Origin of the sequence: uncultured Halovibrio sp. (assembly GCF_913056445.1) — a bacterium.
GTDB classification, from domain to species: Bacteria; Pseudomonadota; Gammaproteobacteria; order Pseudomonadales; family Oleiphilaceae; genus Halospina; species Halospina utahensis_B.
Genome location: NZ_CAJXMA010000060.1, coordinates 1 through 17,107, shown reverse-complemented (window position 1 = coordinate 17,107; position 17,107 = coordinate 1). Strand labels below are relative to the sequence as shown.

The following is a 17,107-nucleotide window of genomic DNA, read 5'->3' as shown; positions in this document are numbered from 1 at the left end:
TCATCATGCCGTAGTTGACCACGGGGGAGCCGGCGGTCAGGCAGTTGGCCAGATGGTCGGTAGCGTCACCGCCCACGGCATCGATGCCCAGACGGATGTCGGCGCCGCCCGTGGCTTCCTTCACGCGTTTGTGGAGGTCGGGACCGTCCACCAGGGTGACGTCGCCGCCCTGGGCCGCAACACCGGCCACGGCGGATTCGCGCCGGACCACGTTAACGGTGTGCAGCCCCTTCTGGGCCGCCAGCCGGATCAGGTAGCCACCAACGCCCGAATTGGCGGCGTTCTGGATGACCCAGTCGCCTTCCTTCAGATCCACGAACTCCTGCAGCATGAGCAGGGCAGTGGGCGGATTGATGGTCATCATGCTGAGCTGCTTCGGGTCCGCGTCATTGGGCAGCGGTACCAGGTCCTTCGCCTCTGCCAGAACATGGCTGGACCAGGTCCCGGATCCCACCGGCAGAAGCACGGTCTGGCCCTGGTCGAGGCCGGAGACGCCCTCGCCGGCCTCGGCGACGCGGCCAACTCCCTCATTGCCGCCGACCGCCGGCAGCTCTGGCAGAATGCCGTAGTCGCCGGTCAGGGTAAGGACATCGGACGGGTTGATGGGCGCCGCCAGCACCTCTAGCAGCACCTGGCCACTGCCGGGTTTCGGGGTTTCTTCGGAAACGGCTTCAATAACGTCCTGGGGGACGGGGCCGCGACTGCTGTATTGCGCCTTGAGCATGGGGATGCTCCCTGCTGGTGTGTGTGTTGTTCAGCGTATTCCGTTGTACTCTCATGTAAAGCGCATGGATTGCCGACCGGGGTCACCAGTGGCATCTTCGACCAAGGTCGGACGCAAAATGGACGCGGGAAGCGTACAATGGGTCCCCGGAAACCGGAGCGAAGCCGGGTCTTTCGGTGATCCGCAAAGGCAGACTCGCCGGACGTCTATTATGATGGGGGCTGAGCAAGTTCCGATCCGAGCACCGAACACCGCCAAAGGAGTCCTCCGTGAAAGCATTCTTCCATCCCTCGCAGAACCGGCACCGTCCGCTGACCTACCTCACGCGCGGCAAGATGCGTCCGCCGCAGGAGATTCCAGAGCGCACGCCGGAGCTGCTCACGGGCTTGGAGAACGTGGGCATGCAGGTTGCGGAGCCTGTGGATCACGGCATGGCTCCCATCGGCGCGGTGCATGACCTCGGGTATCTGCGTTTCCTGGAGTCCGCGCACCGGCGCTGGCCGGAGGACTGGGGCGAGGAAGTGATGTCCAACATTTTCGTGCGCGCCCCTAACCACATGCACGGCATCCTGGCCGAATGCGCCCGCTACCAGGCGGACGGCAGCTGCCCCATCGGCGAGGGGACCTGGGAAGCGGCCTACTGGTCGGCCCAGAGTGCGCTTTCCGGGGCGGATGAACTGCTTGGTGGTGAGCAGCGCGCCTATGCCATGTCGCGCCCGCCGGGTCACCACGCGCGGCGCGACGCCGCCGGCGGCTTCTGCTACCTGAACAACGCGGCCATTGCCGCCCAGGCCCTGCGCAGCCGCTTCCAGCGCGTGGCCATTCTGGATCCGGACATGCATCACGGTCAGGGCATCCAGGAGATCTTCTACGACCGCGACGATGTGCTCTATATCTCCATCCATGGCGATACCACCAATTTCTACCCGGTGGTCAGCGGCCATGAGACCGAGCGCGGGGAAGGCGCGGGCTTCGGTTACAACATCAACATGCCCATGCCACACGGCTCCCCGGAGTCGACCTTCTTTGAGCGTCTGGAAGAGGCGCGCAGCGCCATCCGCCTGTTTGACGCGGACGTGCTGGTCGTCTCGCTCGGCTTTGACGTCTATCAGGACGACCCGCAGGCGAAAGTGGCCGTCTCGCAGAGCGGCTTCGAGCGCATGGGCGGGCTGATCAGCGAGCTGGGCCTGCCCACGCTCGTGGTCCAGGAAGGCGGCTACCACCTGGAGTCGCTGGCGGACAACGCAACGGCTTTCTTCACCGGGTTGAAGTGACGCCGCCCGGTGTCATCTACAAACGGGAGGCGCGCAATTGCCCTCCCGCCACAACGCTGAAGGACAGAGGCACTCATGACAGATAAACAGCCAACCATCACCTATACCGAGACCGACGAAGCACCTGCGCTGGCCACCTACTCCTTTCTGCCCATTGTCAGGGCCTTTGTCTCGCCCGCAGGCATCAAGGTCGAATCCTCCGACATCTCCCTTGCCTCCCGTATCCTTGCCCAGTTCCCCGATTACCTCCCGAAGGACAAGCAGGTTCCGGATTACCTGCAGCAGCTCGGGGAGCTGACCCAGGACCCGAATGCCAACATCATCAAGACGCCCAACATCAGCGCCTCCGTCCCGCAGCTTCGGGCGGCCGTCAAGGAGCTGCAGGAAAAAGGCTACCCGCTGCCGGAGTACCCGGAGAACCCCCAGACCGATGACGAGAAGGCCCTCAAGGACCGCTACGCCAAGGTGCTGGGAAGCAACGTGAACCCCGTACTGCGCCAGGGCAACTCCGACCGCCGTGCGTCCAACGCGGTCAAGGAGTACGCCAAGAAGCATCCGCACCGCATGGGCAAGTGGAGCCAGGCCTCGCGCACCCACGTGGCGCACATGCGCAAGGGCGACTTCTACCACAGTGAACAGTCGACCACCATGGAGAAAGCGGGCAATGTCCGCATCCAGCTGGAAGGCAAGGAAACCGGCAAGACCACGGTCCTCAAGGACAGCGTGCCGGTGCTGGAAGGCGAGGTCATCGACGGCATGTTCATGAGCGTGGCTCAGCTGCGCCAGTTCCTGGAAGAGGAGATCGAGGGGGCACGCCGTGCCGGCCTTCTGTTCTCGCTGCACGTGAAGGCGACGATGATGAAGGTCTCGCACCCGATCGTGTTCGGCCACGCCGTGACCGTCTACTTCAAGGACGTGTTCGAGAAGCACAGGGAACTGTTCGAGAAGATCGGGGTGAACCCGAACGATGGTATGAGCCACCTGTACCAGAAGATCCAGGACCTCTCTTTCTCCGAGCGTTCCGAGATCGAGGAGGACATCCGGGACTGCTTCATCAACCGCCCGGAGATGGCGATGGTCGACGCCGACCGGGGCATCTCCAACCTGCACACGCCCAGTGACGTGATCGTGGATGCCTCCATGCCCGCCATGATCCGCGATGGTGGCAAGATGTGGGGTACGGACGGCAAGCTCAAGGACACCAAGGCGGTCATCCCCGAGAGCACCTACGCCACCATCTACCAGGAAGTGATCAACTTCTGTAAGCACCACGATGCCTTCGATCCCAGCACCATCGGCACCGTGCCCAACGTGGGTCTGATGGCCCAGAAGGCCGAGGAATACGGCTCCCACGACAAGACCTTTGAGCTGCCGGAAGACGGCATCGTCCGCGTGGTGGACGACGACGGCAACACCGTCTTCGAGCACGAGGTTGAGAAAGGCGACATCTGGCGCATGTGCCAGACCAAGGACGAGCCGATCCGTGACTGGGTCCGCCTCGCGGTTGAACGTTCCCGCGCCAGTGGCATGCCGGCGGTGTTCTGGCTGGATCCGGAGCGGGCCCACGACGCCCAGCTCATCCAGAAGGTGGAACACTACCTCAAGGAGCACGATACCGAGGGTCTGGATATCCGCATCATGGGCTATGACCGGGCCATCCGCTGGACCATGGAGCGCATGGTCCGTGGCAAGGACACCATCTCGGTGACCGGCAACGTGCTGCGTGACTACCTCACGGACCTGTTCCCGATCATCGAGCTGGGCACCAGCGCCAAGATGCTCTCGGTGGTTCCGCTGCTCAAGGGCGGTGGCCTGTTCGAGACCGGTGCCGGTGGCTCCGCGCCGCGCCACGTGCAGCAGTTCCTGGAAGAGGATCACCTGCGCTGGGACTCCATGGGTGAGTTCATGGCCATGATGGTCTCCCTCGAGCACATGGGCGACAAGCAGGGCAATCCGCGTGCCGCGGTGCTGTCGCAGACCCTGGACCGGGCCACGGCCCGCTTCCTGGAGGAGGACCGCTCGCCCTCGCGCAAGTCTGGTGAGCTGGACAACCGGGGCAGCCACGTCTGGCTGGCGCGGTACTGGGCCGAGGAACTGGCGAACCAGGATGAGGACAAGGACCTGAAAGAGCACTTCCAGAAGATGTCGAAGAAGCTGGAAGACAACGCCGATCAGATCCTGCAGGAACTGATCGACATCCAGGGGCAGTCCGTGGACATTGATGGCTACTATTACCCGGATGCCCAGAAGATCAAGCAGGCCATGCGGCCCAGCGAGACCCTGAACGCCATCATCGACGAGTTCGTGGACTGATATGAGCGAAGTGTCCGTCCCCGAGACCATGGCGGCGATGCAGCTGATGGGCCACGGGGGTGTGGATCAGCTGCAGTACCGCACGGATGTAGCCACACCTCGCCCGGCACCGGGCGAGGTGCTGGTGAAGGTCAGTGCCACGGCCAAGAACAACACCGACCGTAAGGCCCGCGAGGGCCTGTACCCCACGAAGGACAAAGAGGAGGTGGCCTCGTTCGCCATGGGCGGCGAGCCCACGCTCACCTTTCCCCGTATCCAGGGGGCCGATGTGGCTGGCCGTGTTGTGGCCGTGGGCGAAGGAGTGAATGAGGGCCGCGTCGGTGAACGCGGCCTTCTTGATTTCAACTTCTATCCGGATGACCGCCGCGACATCAACCTGACGCCGGACTACTACGGTCACGGCGCCGATGGTGGTTTCGCCGAGTACATCGCGGTGCCCTCGGACCAGTTCCACCGGGTGGACAACCCGGAGCTGGCGGATGCCGAACTCGCGGCCCTGGGCATGTGTTCCTACCAGACGGCAGTGCACATGCTGAACGTGGCCGGTGTGACCGCGGGTGAGCGGGTCCTTGTGACCGGCGCCAGTGGCGGTGTGGGTACGGCCCTGATCCAGCTCTGTCGCATCATGGGCGCCATTCCCTATGCCCTCAGCCAGCAGGAGAAGGCTCCGGCGCTGAAGGAGCTGGGTGCCGAGGCGGTACTGGACCGTTCGGACATGGAGAGCTTCACGGACAGGGTTATGGCCGAGACCGGTGGCGAGCCCATCGACGCGGTCATGGACCTGGCCGGTGGCACGATGACTGACCGATTCATCGACACCATGATCACGGACATGACCCGCCGAAGCACCTATCCACGGCTCAGTATTGCCGGTGCCAGCGCCGGTAACGTCAGTGAGGTGCTGTGGACGCGGATCTACCTGTACCAGGTCCAGATTTTCGGGGTGTCCCACGGGACCCGCGAGGAGGCGGAGCAGCTGGTGGCCTGGATCCGGTCCGGGCAGCTGAAACCCGTCCTGCATGGGGCCTTCCGGCTTTCGGTGCTGCGTGAGGCGGAGGAATACTTCGTCAATCGCGGCAGTGGTTACCTGGGCAAGATCGTCATCGTTCCCGACAGCGAGTGGGACGCGCAGGGTGCGCCCTACGCCATTGAGGCCCAATCATGAGCAATGACCTGACCCTGCGGTTGATGGACACCCATGCCGGCGGGGACGTAAGCCGGATCGTGACCGGTGGTATCGCACCACTGCCCGGCAGTACCGTGCGCGAGCAGATGGAGTACCTGCAACGGGACGCGGACGGCCTGCGTAAGCTACTGCTGTTCGAGCCCTACGGGATCCCGGAGATGTCCGTGGACCTGCTGGTCCCGCCTGCGGACCCGCAGGCAGCGGCCGGCTACATCATCATGGAGGTAATGGGCTACCCCATCTACTCCGGCTCCAACACCATCTGCACCGCCACCGCCGTGCTCGAGCAGGGGATCGTTCCCAAGCAGGAGGGCACCCAGCGGTTCCAGCTGGAGGCGCCGGCGGGCCTGGTCCAGGTGGAAGCCCGGGTGGAGAACGGTGTGGTCGAGGCCATTACCTGTGAAGGGCTGCCCAGCTACATCGACAGCTACCGTCATACCATCCATGTGCCCTCACTGGGCGACGTCACCTACAGCGTGGCCTACAGTGGCGGTTTCTATGCGCTGGTGGACGCCACCGACCTGGGCTTTGACCTGACACTGGACGAAGAGGATGACCTCTCGGACTGCGCCCATCGCATCGTCGAGGCCATCCAGGCGGAGCGGGGCTTTTCCCATTACACCCTCGGGGACGTGGGGCCGTTGCCGTTCCTGCACTTCATGGGTCCGGTGGAGCAGGTGGCGGACAATTTCTACCGCTCCCGCTCCACCACCTATGTGCATCCGGGAGTGATCTGTCGCAGCACGACCGGCACTGGCACCTCTGCACGCCTGGCGCTGATGCACTACGAAGGCCGTATTCAGCCCGGTGACCGTCTTGAGACGGTCTCCCTGCGCGAGACCGGTTTCATCGGCAATTTCACCGGCGTCCACCAGGAAGGCCCGCACCAGGTGGTGGAGAACACCATCACCGGCAAGAGCTACGTGCTGGCCCACTCGGACATCGTGGTGAACTGTGATGACCCCATGGTCGAGTGCAGCGGGCTGCAGCACATCGTGTCGTCTTAGGTTCCGGTGGTCTGGGCGTTGCGGCGATAACTGCTGAACCGGCCCAGAACCTCCGCCATCCGATCATCATCCAGAAGCACCGGTTCGCCGATGGGCAGCAGCTGCCCGTAGCTGCGGGCCAGGTGCTCCACCTCCTGCGCCAGTTCCAGCGCCGCGGCCGGCGTGTCCGCCAGTGCCACCTGCCCATGGTTGGCCATCAGGCAGGCATCCCGGTCCGCGAGCCCCTGGGCCACGTGCTGCGCCAGCTCTTCTGTGCCGAAGGTGGCGTAGGGGATGCCGGGGATGTCCGTGCCACCGGCCACCGCAACCATGTAATGGAAGGGGGGAATGCGGCGGTGCAGACAGGCCAGGCTCATGGCCCAGGGAGAGTGCACGTGGATAACGGCACCGGCATCCGGGCGCTGGCGATAGATGGCGGCATGGAAAGAGGCCTCGCTGGAGGGTTTGAGAGGGCCGCGCCAGCGGCCATCCAGGTCGGTTTCCACCAGGTGTTCCGGCGTGATGTCGTCGAAATGGCATCCGGAGGCCGTGATCAGCATGCCATCGCCGCAACGGGCGCTGACATTGCCGGACCGCCCCTGATTGAGGCCCGTGGCGTTCATTGCCCGGGCTGTGTCTACAAGCTGTGCGTCCAGAGTCATGACGCATACTTTCCCTGATCGACCGGTGGCGTTCAAGAGCCGCGGGGAGCCTTTTCGGTATCCGGGTCATCCAGGCTGACAACGTAGACGTGATTGCGCCCGTGCTCCTTGGCGCCGTAGCAGGCCCGGTCGGCGGCCTCCATGACGGATTCCGGATCCCCGTGATGACTGCGGATTTCGGTAACGCCGATGGAAGCGCTCAGCCTGAAAGTGATACTGCCGGAGCTGAAGATGTGATCCGCGATCCGTTGCCGCAGTTCCTCGGCAAGGCGTTCGGCCACATCCACGGGGCAGTAGGTGAAGATGAGGGCAAACTCATCGCCACCCAGGCGGGCCAGGATATCGCCTTCGCGCAGCTGGGCGCGGATGATCCGGCACAGCTGGATGAGACAGTCATCCCCGGCCTGGTGGCCGTGGGTGTCATTGATCTCCTTGAAATAGTCCAGGTCCACAAAACACAGGGCATGGCGACTGCGTTCGTAACCGGTGTTCTCCAGGCAGATGGCCAGACGGTTGAGGAATTCCCGGCGGTTGATGGCCCCGGTCAGTGAGTCGTGGCTGGCCTCATAGCTGAGCTTCTCCACCTGGCTCCGGTGGTGGGAAATGTCGTCCACCACCACGATATAGTCCGCGATACGGCCGCGGTGGTCGCGTACCGCGCTGAAGGTGAATTCCAGCCAGAGTGGCGTACCGTCCTCCCGGGTCCAGGGTTCATCGCGGGTCAGAGTCCATGTGCCGTGACGCAGGACCCTGTGGCGCAGGCTCGGCATATCCAGGGCGGTTTCGCCTTCATTGAGCAGCAGAAGCTGGTCCAGCTGCATGCCTTCCAGGGAATCCTGGGGATAACCCAGGGTCTGGGCGAAGCGCTGGTTGGCCGAGCGGATGATGCCGGAAAGCGAAAGCCGGGCCATGCCCACGGCTGCGTGTTCCAGTGTGGTGCGCAGCTCATCCTCGGTCCGGGCCATGCGCCTTGCGGCACTGACGAACAGCATTGTCACCAGCACGCCGGCCAGCGCCAGAACCGTGGCCACGGTCAGCAGGAGGAGCCCGTTCAGGGTGCGGTCGATGCGGCCCAGGCTCGAGGAGAAGTCGGACTCCATGGCCACCAGCTCCTGGTTGATGCGGTCGACCTCGTCCCGGAGGTTGGGGTATTCGGCGCTGTCGATCTCGTCCTCCGACAGCAGCGTCAGGATCTCCTCGAGACGAAGGATATGCGGGTCCGCATCCCGCCAGATCTGCAGTGGGGAATGGAACAGGCTCGAATACCCCATGTAGCGGTACACGTTGATCAGGCGGGGAATGTCATCGGGATGGCTGCCTCCCTCCCGGAACATCTCGGCAGCGCGCTGGGCCTTCATGGGCGATGCGGTCATCGCCTGGCGTGCCTTGCGGTAGGCCAGCGGCGTTACCAGGCCCTCGCGGGCCTGGTTCAGGTGTGCCGGGTCGTCGGTCTCTGTGTATCGGTTCAGGTGGTAGACGGCGGCCTGCCGCCCCTTGGACCAGAGGCTTTCTCCGGTCGCGTAGGCGCGCACCCCGGTCTTGAACTCAATCAGGGCCGTGGCGGCCCCGAACGCCAGAACCAGCAGCAGGACGATAGAGCCCAGCCCTACCCGCATCAGGGTATGAGAAGACTGGGCCTGGTAGCCGCCGGACATCACCATTGCCAAACCTCCCTGTTGGTTTGGTCGCAAGCCTCAATTCAGCCTACTCCCGAATGGCTGTCAGCGCCGATTACAGAGTGTGAGCATCGTCACCATCCCTGTGACGGAATGTAGCGCAGAGACCGGCGGCTGGTTCAGGCGCCGGGATGGCGCAGCAGATCATGCAGGACGAGGCCGGCATCGATGCCGTCGTCCCCGAACTCGATGCCGTCATCCATGTCCAGCAGGGTGCCGGCACGCTGGCGGCGAAGCAGGTCATGGGCCCATTCCGGCGTGCGCGGGTCATCCTCCTCGCGGCGCAGATCCTCCATCAGCATCTCGGAGGCCTCGGGCGGCAGCCAGTGGAGAACAGGGCGGCGCTGTGCGCAGGCCAGGCGGTAGACGGCGGGGCCGGCGATCCTGTCCCAGCGCACCGGTTCAATGCGCACCCCCATGGCTTCCAGAAGGCGCCGGGCGCTGCGGGTCAGCCTGCTCTGCAGGATAAGGGTGTCCAGGCCAGCGGTTTCAGCGCTGGTGTGTATACCGGCGGTATGAACGGATTCGGGATTGGAATGGATGGTAGCTTCCAACACGGGCTTCTCCTTGAGTCTTTCAGAGGATTTTTGGAGAAGCCAACGCGGAGTCGAAACGGAGGGTAGGGGCACGGGATGGTAGTGGTGCAGTGCCCTTTCCGACCTTTCACCCTTGACGCGAAGGCTCCAGTCTCTGTTCCGAGGAGGTAATCGGGCTTAGTGGCGGAACCACCATACCGTTGCGCGACAGCCCCGGATTCTCACCGGAGTTCCCCTCGCTGCGGAACGCGACCAATGTAGGTCAGCAGGGCGACCCAAAGCAAGTGGTAGCGGAATGAATAAACGGCAATTGGTCGTGACTTTCAGTGCCGGAAGGCTCTGGGTAGGATAGGGGCGACATCCGTAAAGGGAGTAGTGTAATGCGCACAGGCAAGCAGTTCGCAGGCGTGTTTCTGGCAGGTGTGATGCTCGTGGCTGCCGGTTGCGCCAGTGTCGGCAAAGACTTTGCCACTCACAAGGTGGAAGAGATCAATGTCGGCGAGACGACCCGCTCGGACATTGAAGCCATGTTCGGCGATCCGTGGCGCACTGGTCTCGAAGACGGCAAGCGGACCTGGACCTATGCCAAGTACCGCTGGTCCGCCTTCCGTGAAGCGGAAACCACGGACCTGGTGGTGCGTTTCAACGAGGACGGCACGGTCGACTCCTACGTCTACAACACCACCCAGTAACCCTGAACGGGCCCAGACGGGCCCGTTACTGCTTCAGGGTATTCAGGACCGCTTTCGCGGTTTCCTCGGATGAGGCCGGATTCTGGCCGGTTACCAGTCTGCCGTCGCGGACCACGAACGAACTCCAGTCATCCCCGCAGCGGTAATCCGCGCCATTGGCCTCCAGCATGTCCTCCACCAGGAAGGGCACGACCTCGGAAAGACCCACTGCTTCCTCTTCGGTATTGGTGAAACCGGTTGCCTCCCGGCCCTTGACCAGCGGTTCGCCGTTCGCACCCTTAACGTGCCGGAAGACGCCAGGGGCGTGGCAGACAGCACCGATCACCTTGTCCTGGCTGGCGGCGTTCTCGATCAGACGGATGCTGTCGGCGTCCTCCGCCAGGTCCCAGAGCGGGCCGTGGCCGCCGGGGTAGAAGACGGCATCGAACCCATCGATCGACAGGTCCGAGAGTTTCTGTGTCGTCGCGAGCGCTGTTTTCGCGTCCTCATCCGTCTGGAAGCGGCGAGTGGTCTCGGTCTGGGCATCGTCCGCCTCGCTGTTGGGGTCAACCGGAGGCTGACCGCCCGCGGGGCTGGCCAGTGTCACCTCGGCTCCGGCATCGCGGAATGCGTAGTAGGGTGCCGTGAACTCTTCCAGCCAGAAACCGGTCTTGTGGCCGGTGTTGCCCATGTCGCTGTGCGATGTCAGGACCATCAGGATCTTCATGGGTTTCCCCCTGTCTGTTCGTGTGGGTGATCACGCTGTGGTGATGTACGGATCCCGTCAGTGGGATCGGGGCTGGCTACGGGCGGTTAATGGGCTATGCTCTCCCCGGACCCGGGTCCAAAGGAAGCCGGACACAGAAAAGGACGCCCAACCATGCTGATCATTCCGCTCCATAAAGCTGTTTCGCGGAAGAACTTTCCGCTCGTAACCCTGTTGCTGGTAATCCTGAATGGTGCCGTGTTCGCCATCTTTCAAGGTGGCGACACCAAAGTCATGCAGCAGGCGGCCTCGTACTATCAGGAGAGTGGCCTCGAGAAGCGGGAGTGGGCCTGGCTGGAGGAGTTCGTTCCCGGCTATGAAATGGAATTCCGCAACCAGATGGAACAGCTCGACAGGGCGGCGGAGAATGATGTGGCAGCCCGGCGCATCGCGCTTGCCCGCTCGCGCATGGTGGAATCCCATCCGGATTTCCTGCCGGCGCTGCGATCCGGCGACATCATTGACCCGGACAGCGACCGGTATGCCGACTGGCAGGCCGACAGGGCCGAGTTTGAACGGCTCATGGACCAGAGCTTTACGCGCCAGTACATGATGCACTATGACGATGTGGAGCCGGTGACCCTGCTCAGCCACATGTTCCTGCACGGTGGTGTGGGGCACCTGGTTGGTAACATGCTGTTCCTGTTGCTGCTGGGCATTCTGGTGGAAGGCGCGCTCGGGCCGGGTCTGTTCCTGGCGGCCTACCTGATGGCGGGGCTTGGAGGCTCGGCCCTGTCCCTGGCGGTCCACTGGGGCACACCAACCGGCATGCTCGGGGCGTCGGGCGCCATTGCTGGGCTCATGGGGCTGTTCACCGTCCTCTACGGGCGTCTCAGGGTGCGCTTCTTCTACTGGGTCTGGGTCTATTTCGATTATGTGCGTGCGCCCGCCATTGTGCTTCTGCCGGTATGGCTGGGCTGGGAGCTGCTGCAGTTCCTGCTGGCGGAGGGCAGCAATGTGGCCTATGAGGCCCATGCGGGCGGTATCGCCACCGGCGCCCTGATCGCCGCCGGTGTGCGGGCCCTGGGGTGGCAGCGTGATGGGTTCCTGCAGGAGGAGTCCCATCGCGAGGATGACCGGGAGGCACTGGAAGCGGCCCGGCAGGACCTGGCCGCCCTGAACGTGACGCGCGCCAAACACCGGCTCCGGCCCCTGCTGGAGCGTAACGCCGACGATACCGCCGTACTGGAGAGCTGGTATCACGCCTGTAAGATCCAGAAAGAGGACCCGGATCTGCACGACGCCGCCGGCCGCATCCTGGCCCTGCCCGGGGATAGCGCCGAGGAGCGTGCGCTGGTCATGGAAACCTTTGCGGATTACCGCCAGCGCGCCAACCTGAAGCTTACAGCCAGCCAGGTCACGGATCTGTGCTGCCGTCTGTTGCGCTGGGAGGCGCTGGAGGAGGGGGTGCTGCTACTGGACCGCTTGCTGCGGCTGAAGAAGACACCGGAGGAACTGCCCCGGGCCTGCCTGATCGCCGCTCAGCAGCTGCGGCGCCAGGGCCGGAGCGACGATGCCCGGCCCTACATGGAGGTCGTGCAGCGGCTGACCAGTGATCCGGCCATGATGCGGGCGCTGCGCCAGATCCAGGACTGAGCCCGCCCGGGCAGGGCGGGTCAGCTTGTCGCGATGCGTTCCGCCCGCTCTGCCAGTTCATCCACCCGTTCGCGCAGTTCATGGTCCGGGAAGTGCTTCTGGAGCTGGCGGAGGATCCTGAGTGCCTTCTGTTCATCACCCCGGCCCTCGAACAGCGCCTTGGCGCCGAGGAAGTAGTTTTCCGGCAGGTGGGGGTGCTTCGGGTTCTGCTTGCCGAAGGGGCTGGTCAGGCGGATGACCAGCTCATGGTGGTCGTACTGGTCCGCGAGGCGGGCCAGATCGCGCACCTGTTTCGGGTGTTCCGGCTGGAAGCTGGCATCAACGCGCAGCGCTTCCTCGGCGATGCTCATGGCTTTCTTGGGCTGCTCCAGCCCGTAGAGAAGGGTGGAGATGTATTCCCGGGAGTGGGCAAGCAGCTCATCCGTGCGGCCCTGGAGGCGCAGCAGTTTCCGGTAGCGCTCGTGCTCTTCCGGCTGGAGGCCGCTCTGGCGGAGCTCCTTCTGCAGGCGCTCAATCGCCTCGTCCACGCTGCCTTCCGCTACCAGGCCTTCCACCTCCTGGAGCAGTGGGCTGAGGTCTGGGTTGGCGGCACGGGCCCGGTCAGCGGCGGTGACCTCCTGTTCCACGCCCAGCATGTCATGGTGCTGGTAAACCAGGTAGCCCATCAGGTGAAAGGAGGCGATGAGAAAGTAGCCGCCAATCAGGAATACCCCGACATGGCCTGCCAGGCTGGGCCCGAACAGGCCCGCCACCAGGGATTCCGCCATGCCCTGACTGACCGAGAGCATGAACAGCAGCAGCGAGGCGATGAAGTAGGGAAAGCCCACCGAGCGCATGATGCCGACCCAGGTGCCCGGGTTGAGTGCCGACATCAGGCTGTTGCTCATGGCCAGGGTGATGATGGCCGCCGGCAGCGCCAGCACGATGAAAATGGCAGCAGCCGCGACCAGTGTCAGGGAGCCGGTGACAATCGCAATGCCGGTAACCGCGAACCCCAGGACCACGAAGAGCACGAAGGTTTTCACCAGCACCCAGCTGTTGCTCTTGCGCTGGATCTCGGGTGGATCCATCCAGCCCCGGGCAGTGGCCTCGAGCACGTCATAGGCGAATTTGTAGAGCACCACCCAGGCGGCGATCACCAGGATAAGGCCAAGAAGCGGGACCACCATCCCGATCAGGTAGAGTATGGCGGCGAGCCCGAGCGTGGTCAGGCAGGCGGTCTTGAAAGGGTAGCCGAAGATCTGTGGCAGACGTTCCCAGACCGGGGGTACCCGGCCGCTGTCCCTGGCAATTGAACTCATGGATCCTCCGTGGATATTCCTGATTTTGAGGGTATGCCCTGTCCGTACTGACCGACTGGGTCATCGAACGTTGATAGGAAGATAGAATGTCCGACGCTGGACGGCAAATCAGCCGGCGTCGAGTCGTTTCTCGAGCACCAGGAACCACAGATCGGCCACTCTGGGTTCGCCGAAGCGTGGGGACTCGGGGAATGGGGCGGTTTCGCCGGTGCGTGTGAACCCCAGGGATTCGTACCAGCGCAGCAGCTCTGAGCGCTGATGGAGGACACGGATGCGCAGTGTACGGCAGCCCAGGCGCGAACGGGCGGTCTGTTCCGCATCCGTGACCAGGCGCCGGCCAAGCCCCTCGCCCTGGTGCTCCGGTGCCACGGCAAGCATGCCCAGTTCCGCGGTGTTGGCGTCCAGGTGCTCAATCTGTTGGGTACCGACAAGGGTGTCGCCCTGCCATGCCAGCCGGAACAGGGACTCCGCCAGCAGTTCCCGGATCATCGGGGCATCGGTGCGCTGGCCGCCCAGAAGGTCGGCCTCCGTGGTCCAGCCCTGGCGGCTGATGTCGCCGCGGTAGGCGCTGTTCACGCGTTCGGCGATGGCCTCAGCGTCATCCGGGGTGGCATCGCGCAGTAGCGGTTCACTGGCACCGTTCAGAAGCTCATGGGCCCGTGAGAAATCCACGCCGCCGCTGAGTTCCCCGGGTTCATACCGGAAGCCGCAGCCGGAGCGGCGCATGGCCGGCTCGCGGATGGCACCCGGGCTGGGGCGTGTATCGTCCTCATCACTCATGGTCGCCTTTCTCCATCCGGTAATCCTGGCGTTATTATGGCCCGCCGGAGACGGGCTGCACAGGGCAGCGCTGTTTGGGCTGGCGTGGTAGGCTCCCGGGTCATCACTGGTTCTCCGGAGGAGTGCAACGTGCGAGGCAATCCATTCCGTGGCATGGGCTATCTGGGCGAGGGGTTCCGGCTGATCCGCCAGCCGGGACTGCGCCTGTTCGTGGTGCTGCCGCTGATCCTGAACATCGTCGTGTTCGGTGTGCTCATCTGGTTGCTGGGTGAGGGCTACGCCGTGATGGTGGACGCTGCCATGGGCTGGCTTCCGGACTGGGAGTGGCTCCAGGTTCTGGACTGGGTGTTCTGGATCCTCTACAGCCTGGTGATCCTTCTGTTGCTGGCCTATGGTTTTGTGATGGTGGCCAATCTTATCGGGTCGCCCTTCTACGGTTACCTCTCCGAACTGGTGGAGAAGGAAATCGCCGGGGAAACGCTGACACCGGACGACGGCTGGCTCCAGATCGTGAAGGACATTCCCCGTGCCCTGTATCGGGAGGTCCGGAAAATCGTCTACTACCTGCCCCGGGCACTGGTGCTGTTTGTGCTGGGGCTGATCCCGGTGGTGAACCTGCTGGCTGCGCTGCTCTGGTTCCTGTTCAACAGCTGGATGATGGTGTTGCAGTACGTGGATTACCCGGCGGACAACCACCGTGTTTCCTTCGATGGGCTGCGTAAGCGCGTGGCGACCCAGCGGCTGACGGCGCTGGGCTTCGGGGTGCCGGTGGCGGTTCTGGCCATGGTGCCGCTGGTCAACCTGGTGCTGGTGCCGGCCGCCGTGTGTGGCGCCACGGTGTACTGGACCCGGGAGATGCGGGATGCGGACCAGAGAGGAGCCGCCTAGGCATGGCGAGCGAGACCCGTTACCTGCTGTATTTCGGCGGCTTCTGGCTGGTGCTGATCGGGGGTGCCACCTGGTTCTTTGGCGGTATTACCGAGAGTCAGCGGAACCCGAACCAGACTCCTGAAACGGAAATGGTCAACGGTGTCCAGTCCATTGAGCTGGAGGCCAATCGGCAGGGTCACTATGTCGCGGGGGGCGGCATCAACGGGGCCGACGTGACCTTTATCCTGGACACCGGGGCAACCCGGGTGACCGTCTCGGACGCGATTGCCCAGCGGGCGGGGCTCGAGCGCGACAGTCGCGGCAGGGCACGTACTGCGGCCGGCACGGTCACGGTCTGGAGCACCACGATCCCGGAGCTGCGCCTCGGTGATATGCGCTTCCGGAATGTTCCGGGCACCATCAGCCCCTCCATGGACGACGACATGGCGCTGCTGGGCATGAGCGCCCTGGGGCAGGTGGACTTCTCCCAGCAGGACGGCGTCCTGACGCTGCGGCGCGCCGGCCCCTGACGACTCAGGGCGCCAGGAAGCCGTTCAGATGCTCCGCCACCGCCTCTGGCTGCTCCTCCTGCAGGAAGTGCCCGGCGGCCACCTCGCGCACCGTGATGGACTCGAAACAGTCCTCGATGTGGTTCAGGTATTCCGGCAGGATCACGTGGTCCTGGTTGCCATAGATGTAGAGCCCGGGCATCGGCCAGACATGATCGGCGAGGGTGGCCCAGCGTTTGGCGTCGTCATGGAAGGTGCGGTAGTAGTTGGCACTGGTGTGAGGCGTGCCGGGTATCCGGAAGGTGCGCACGTATTCGTTGAAGGCCTCTTCCGGGAAGGGCTCGCGATTGGCCAGTTTCAGGAAATAGCCCAGCCACTCGGTCTCCGCGCCCGGAATCATGGCCTCGGGGAGCCCTTTCGTCTGCATGAAGTGCTGATACCAGTACTGGGCACCGCCTGAGCCGCGAACCTTCTCGATCACCTCCTGATTGCCGCGCAGATTGTTGATGATGGCAATGTTCAGGATGACCATCCGCTGCACGCGCTCCGGCTCCGCCAGGGCCATTTCCTGGGCCACCACGCCGCCCCAGTCGTGCCCCACCAGCTGGAACCCTTCGATGCCAAGTGCATCCAGTAGGGCGATCACGTCCCGGGCGAGGTTCTGCTTGCGGTAGTGTTCCGCGCCTTCCGTGCGCTCGCTGTCACCCAGACCGCGCAGGTCCGGGGCAATCACTCTCAGGCCGGGCTTCAGGTGGTCACTGATCGCAGCCCAGCACCAGGAACTCTCAGGCCAGCCGTGGATCATGACGACCGGGGTTCCGGCGGGGTCGCCGCCTTCACGCCAGGTGAAACGGCCGCGTTCGGTATCAATGGACCGTGCAGGGCTCAGTGACATGGGTCTCCCTCCTTGGCATGGATCAGAAGAAAAAGAGGATGGACTGGCCGATCACCACGGTGAACAGCAGCGAGGCCAGGGTCCCGATCAGGACGTATTCCGCGAATTCGCGCTCCTCCAGCTGGCGGAACCGGGCAAAGCCCTTGGCAGCCAGTATGAGCGCGATCACGTTGTAGTTCTGGGCGAAGACCACCACCAGGTAGATGAGCCAGCGTTCCAGCATGCCGATCACGCGGCCGGCGTTGTACTCGCGGTCGTCCACGGTGTCCGGCTCGCCGTGGCTGGAGGTGGTGGGCTCCATCTGGAAGCGGTGGAGCAGGGCCCGGATGGCGAGGTTGGTCTCGTTCGCCACCAGCAGGAAG

17 protein-coding genes and 1 riboswitch are annotated in these 17,107 nt (G+C 63.9%); of the genes, 8 read left to right on the top strand and 9 right to left on the bottom strand.

Annotated elements, in window-relative coordinates; genetic code table 11:
* Positions 1-724, bottom strand: a 724-nt coding sequence (locus tag QZ501_RS11320; RefSeq protein ID WP_295719539.1) for a zinc-dependent alcohol dehydrogenase family protein, incomplete at its 3' end; no start/stop codon positions are given.
* A gap of 269 nt (positions 725-993) precedes the next feature.
* Between QZ501_RS11320 and QZ501_RS11315 the strand changes: the two genes are divergently transcribed.
* The 4 genes from QZ501_RS11315 to QZ501_RS11300 all read left to right on the top strand — a co-directional run bounded on the left by QZ501_RS11315 (position 994) and on the right by QZ501_RS11300 (position 6,504).
* Positions 994-1,998 carry a histone deacetylase family protein gene (locus QZ501_RS11315; protein WP_151440900.1) on the top strand — a complete coding sequence of 335 codons (1,005 nt, stop codon included), beginning with the start codon at positions 994-996 and terminating at the stop codon, positions 1,996-1,998.
* A gap of 75 nt (positions 1,999-2,073) precedes the next feature.
* Positions 2,074-4,311 (top strand): NADP-dependent isocitrate dehydrogenase, encoded by a 2,238-nt coding sequence (locus QZ501_RS11310; protein ID WP_151440901.1) that lies wholly within the window; start codon positions 2,074-2,076, stop codon positions 4,309-4,311.
* 1 nt (position 4,312) lies between these two features.
* Positions 4,313-5,476, top strand: coding sequence for a zinc-binding dehydrogenase (locus QZ501_RS11305; RefSeq protein WP_295719537.1), 1,164 nt, complete (start codon positions 4,313-4,315; stop codon positions 5,474-5,476).
* Positions 5,473-6,504: a proline racemase family protein gene (locus tag QZ501_RS11300; protein ID WP_151440903.1), complete on the top strand. Its 1,032-nt coding sequence runs from the start codon at positions 5,473-5,475 to the stop codon at positions 6,502-6,504. Before QZ501_RS11305 ends, QZ501_RS11300 begins: the two co-directional genes overlap by 4 nt.
* On the opposite strand, the gene QZ501_RS11295 is transcribed toward QZ501_RS11300, so the two are convergent.
* The 3 genes from QZ501_RS11295 to QZ501_RS11285 all read right to left on the bottom strand — a co-directional run bounded on the left by QZ501_RS11295 (position 6,501) and on the right by QZ501_RS11285 (position 9,378).
* Positions 6,501-7,145, bottom strand: coding sequence for a class II aldolase/adducin family protein (locus QZ501_RS11295; RefSeq protein ID WP_295719535.1), 645 nt, complete (start codon positions 7,143-7,145; stop codon positions 6,501-6,503). The genes QZ501_RS11300 and QZ501_RS11295 overlap by 4 nt on opposite strands.
* Before the next feature lie 32 nt (positions 7,146-7,177).
* Entirely contained in the window at positions 7,178-8,806 is a 1,629-nt protein-coding gene (locus QZ501_RS11290) for a sensor domain-containing diguanylate cyclase (protein ID WP_295719533.1), read from the bottom strand.
* Between the two features lie 134 nt (positions 8,807-8,940).
* Positions 8,941-9,378 carry a hypothetical protein gene (locus QZ501_RS11285; protein ID WP_151440906.1) on the bottom strand — a complete coding sequence of 146 codons (438 nt, stop codon included), beginning with the start codon at positions 9,376-9,378 and terminating at the stop codon, positions 8,941-8,943.
* 123 nt (positions 9,379-9,501) lie between these two features.
* Positions 9,502-9,652, bottom strand: a riboswitch (cobalamin riboswitch).
* An 85-nt stretch (positions 9,653-9,737) separates the two neighbouring features.
* Here QZ501_RS11285 and bamE point away from each other — a divergent pair.
* A complete protein-coding gene (gene bamE / locus QZ501_RS11280; RefSeq protein ID WP_192497356.1) occupies positions 9,738-10,049 on the top strand; it encodes an outer membrane protein assembly factor BamE in 312 nt (103 codons plus the stop codon).
* Positions 10,050-10,074: 25 nt separating this feature from the next.
* On the opposite strand, the gene QZ501_RS11275 is transcribed toward bamE, so the two are convergent.
* Positions 10,075-10,755 (bottom strand): type 1 glutamine amidotransferase domain-containing protein, encoded by a 681-nt coding sequence (locus QZ501_RS11275; RefSeq protein WP_295719531.1) that lies wholly within the window; start codon positions 10,753-10,755, stop codon positions 10,075-10,077.
* A 153-nt stretch (positions 10,756-10,908) separates the two neighbouring features.
* On the opposite strand from QZ501_RS11275, the gene QZ501_RS11270 reads away from it, so the two are divergent.
* Positions 10,909-12,390, top strand: a complete 1,482-nt coding sequence (locus tag QZ501_RS11270) for a rhomboid family intramembrane serine protease (protein WP_295719529.1) — start codon at positions 10,909-10,911, stop codon at positions 12,388-12,390.
* Between the two features lie 20 nt (positions 12,391-12,410).
* On the opposite strand, the gene QZ501_RS11265 is transcribed toward QZ501_RS11270, so the two are convergent.
* The gene (locus QZ501_RS11265) at positions 12,411-13,691 is read right to left on the bottom strand and encodes a DUF4013 domain-containing protein (protein ID WP_151440909.1); all 1,281 of its coding nucleotides are present in this window, start codon (positions 13,689-13,691) and stop codon (positions 12,411-12,413) included.
* A gap of 108 nt (positions 13,692-13,799) precedes the next feature.
* Positions 13,800-14,471 (bottom strand): GNAT family N-acetyltransferase, encoded by a 672-nt coding sequence (locus tag QZ501_RS11260; RefSeq protein ID WP_225741738.1) that lies wholly within the window; start codon positions 14,469-14,471, stop codon positions 13,800-13,802.
* Between the two features lie 129 nt (positions 14,472-14,600).
* Between QZ501_RS11260 and cysZ the strand changes: the two genes are divergently transcribed.
* Positions 14,601-15,359 carry a sulfate transporter CysZ gene (gene cysZ, locus QZ501_RS11255; protein ID WP_295719525.1) on the top strand — a complete coding sequence of 253 codons (759 nt, stop codon included), beginning with the start codon at positions 14,601-14,603 and terminating at the stop codon, positions 15,357-15,359.
* 2 nt (positions 15,360-15,361) lie between these two features.
* Entirely contained in the window at positions 15,362-15,871 is a 510-nt protein-coding gene (locus QZ501_RS11250; RefSeq protein ID WP_160898622.1) for a TIGR02281 family clan AA aspartic protease, read from the top strand.
* A 4-nt stretch (positions 15,872-15,875) separates the two neighbouring features.
* On the opposite strand, the gene QZ501_RS11245 is transcribed toward QZ501_RS11250, so the two are convergent.
* Complete coding sequence (locus QZ501_RS11245) at positions 15,876-16,745, bottom strand: alpha/beta hydrolase (protein WP_295719520.1); 870 nt, start codon at positions 16,743-16,745, stop codon at positions 15,876-15,878.
* 22 nt (positions 16,746-16,767) lie between these two features.
* Positions 16,768-17,107 (bottom strand): hypothetical protein (locus QZ501_RS11240; protein ID WP_295719519.1); only part of this gene is annotated, 340 nt, incomplete at its 5' end.

Bases quoted from the DNA above. Each gene is read 5' to 3' on its own strand.
- bamE (WP_192497356.1), top strand. From the start codon at position 9,738: ATGCGCACAGGCAAGCAGTTCGCAGGCGTGTTTCTGGCAGGTGTGATG.
- QZ501_RS11260 (WP_225741738.1), bottom strand. From the start codon at position 14,471: ATGAGTGATGAGGACGATACACGCCCCAGCCCGGGTGCCATCCGCGAG.
- QZ501_RS11310 (WP_151440901.1), top strand. From the start codon at position 2,074: ATGACAGATAAACAGCCAACCATCACCTATACCGAGACCGACGAAGCA.
- QZ501_RS11295 (WP_295719535.1), bottom strand. From the start codon at position 7,145: ATGACTCTGGACGCACAGCTTGTAGACACAGCCCGGGCAATGAACGCC.
- QZ501_RS11290 (WP_295719533.1), bottom strand. From the start codon at position 8,806: ATGGTGATGTCCGGCGGCTACCAGGCCCAGTCTTCTCATACCCTGATG.
- QZ501_RS11270 (WP_295719529.1), top strand. From the start codon at position 10,909: ATGCTGATCATTCCGCTCCATAAAGCTGTTTCGCGGAAGAACTTTCCG.
- QZ501_RS11265 (WP_151440909.1), bottom strand. From the start codon at position 13,691: ATGAGTTCAATTGCCAGGGACAGCGGCCGGGTACCCCCGGTCTGGGAA.
- QZ501_RS11305 (WP_295719537.1), top strand. From the start codon at position 4,313: ATGAGCGAAGTGTCCGTCCCCGAGACCATGGCGGCGATGCAGCTGATG.
- QZ501_RS11250 (WP_160898622.1), top strand. From the start codon at position 15,362: ATGGCGAGCGAGACCCGTTACCTGCTGTATTTCGGCGGCTTCTGGCTG.
- QZ501_RS11300 (WP_151440903.1), top strand. From the start codon at position 5,473: ATGAGCAATGACCTGACCCTGCGGTTGATGGACACCCATGCCGGCGGG.
- QZ501_RS11245 (WP_295719520.1), bottom strand. From the start codon at position 16,745: ATGTCACTGAGCCCTGCACGGTCCATTGATACCGAACGCGGCCGTTTC.
- QZ501_RS11275 (WP_295719531.1), bottom strand. From the start codon at position 10,755: ATGAAGATCCTGATGGTCCTGACATCGCACAGCGACATGGGCAACACC.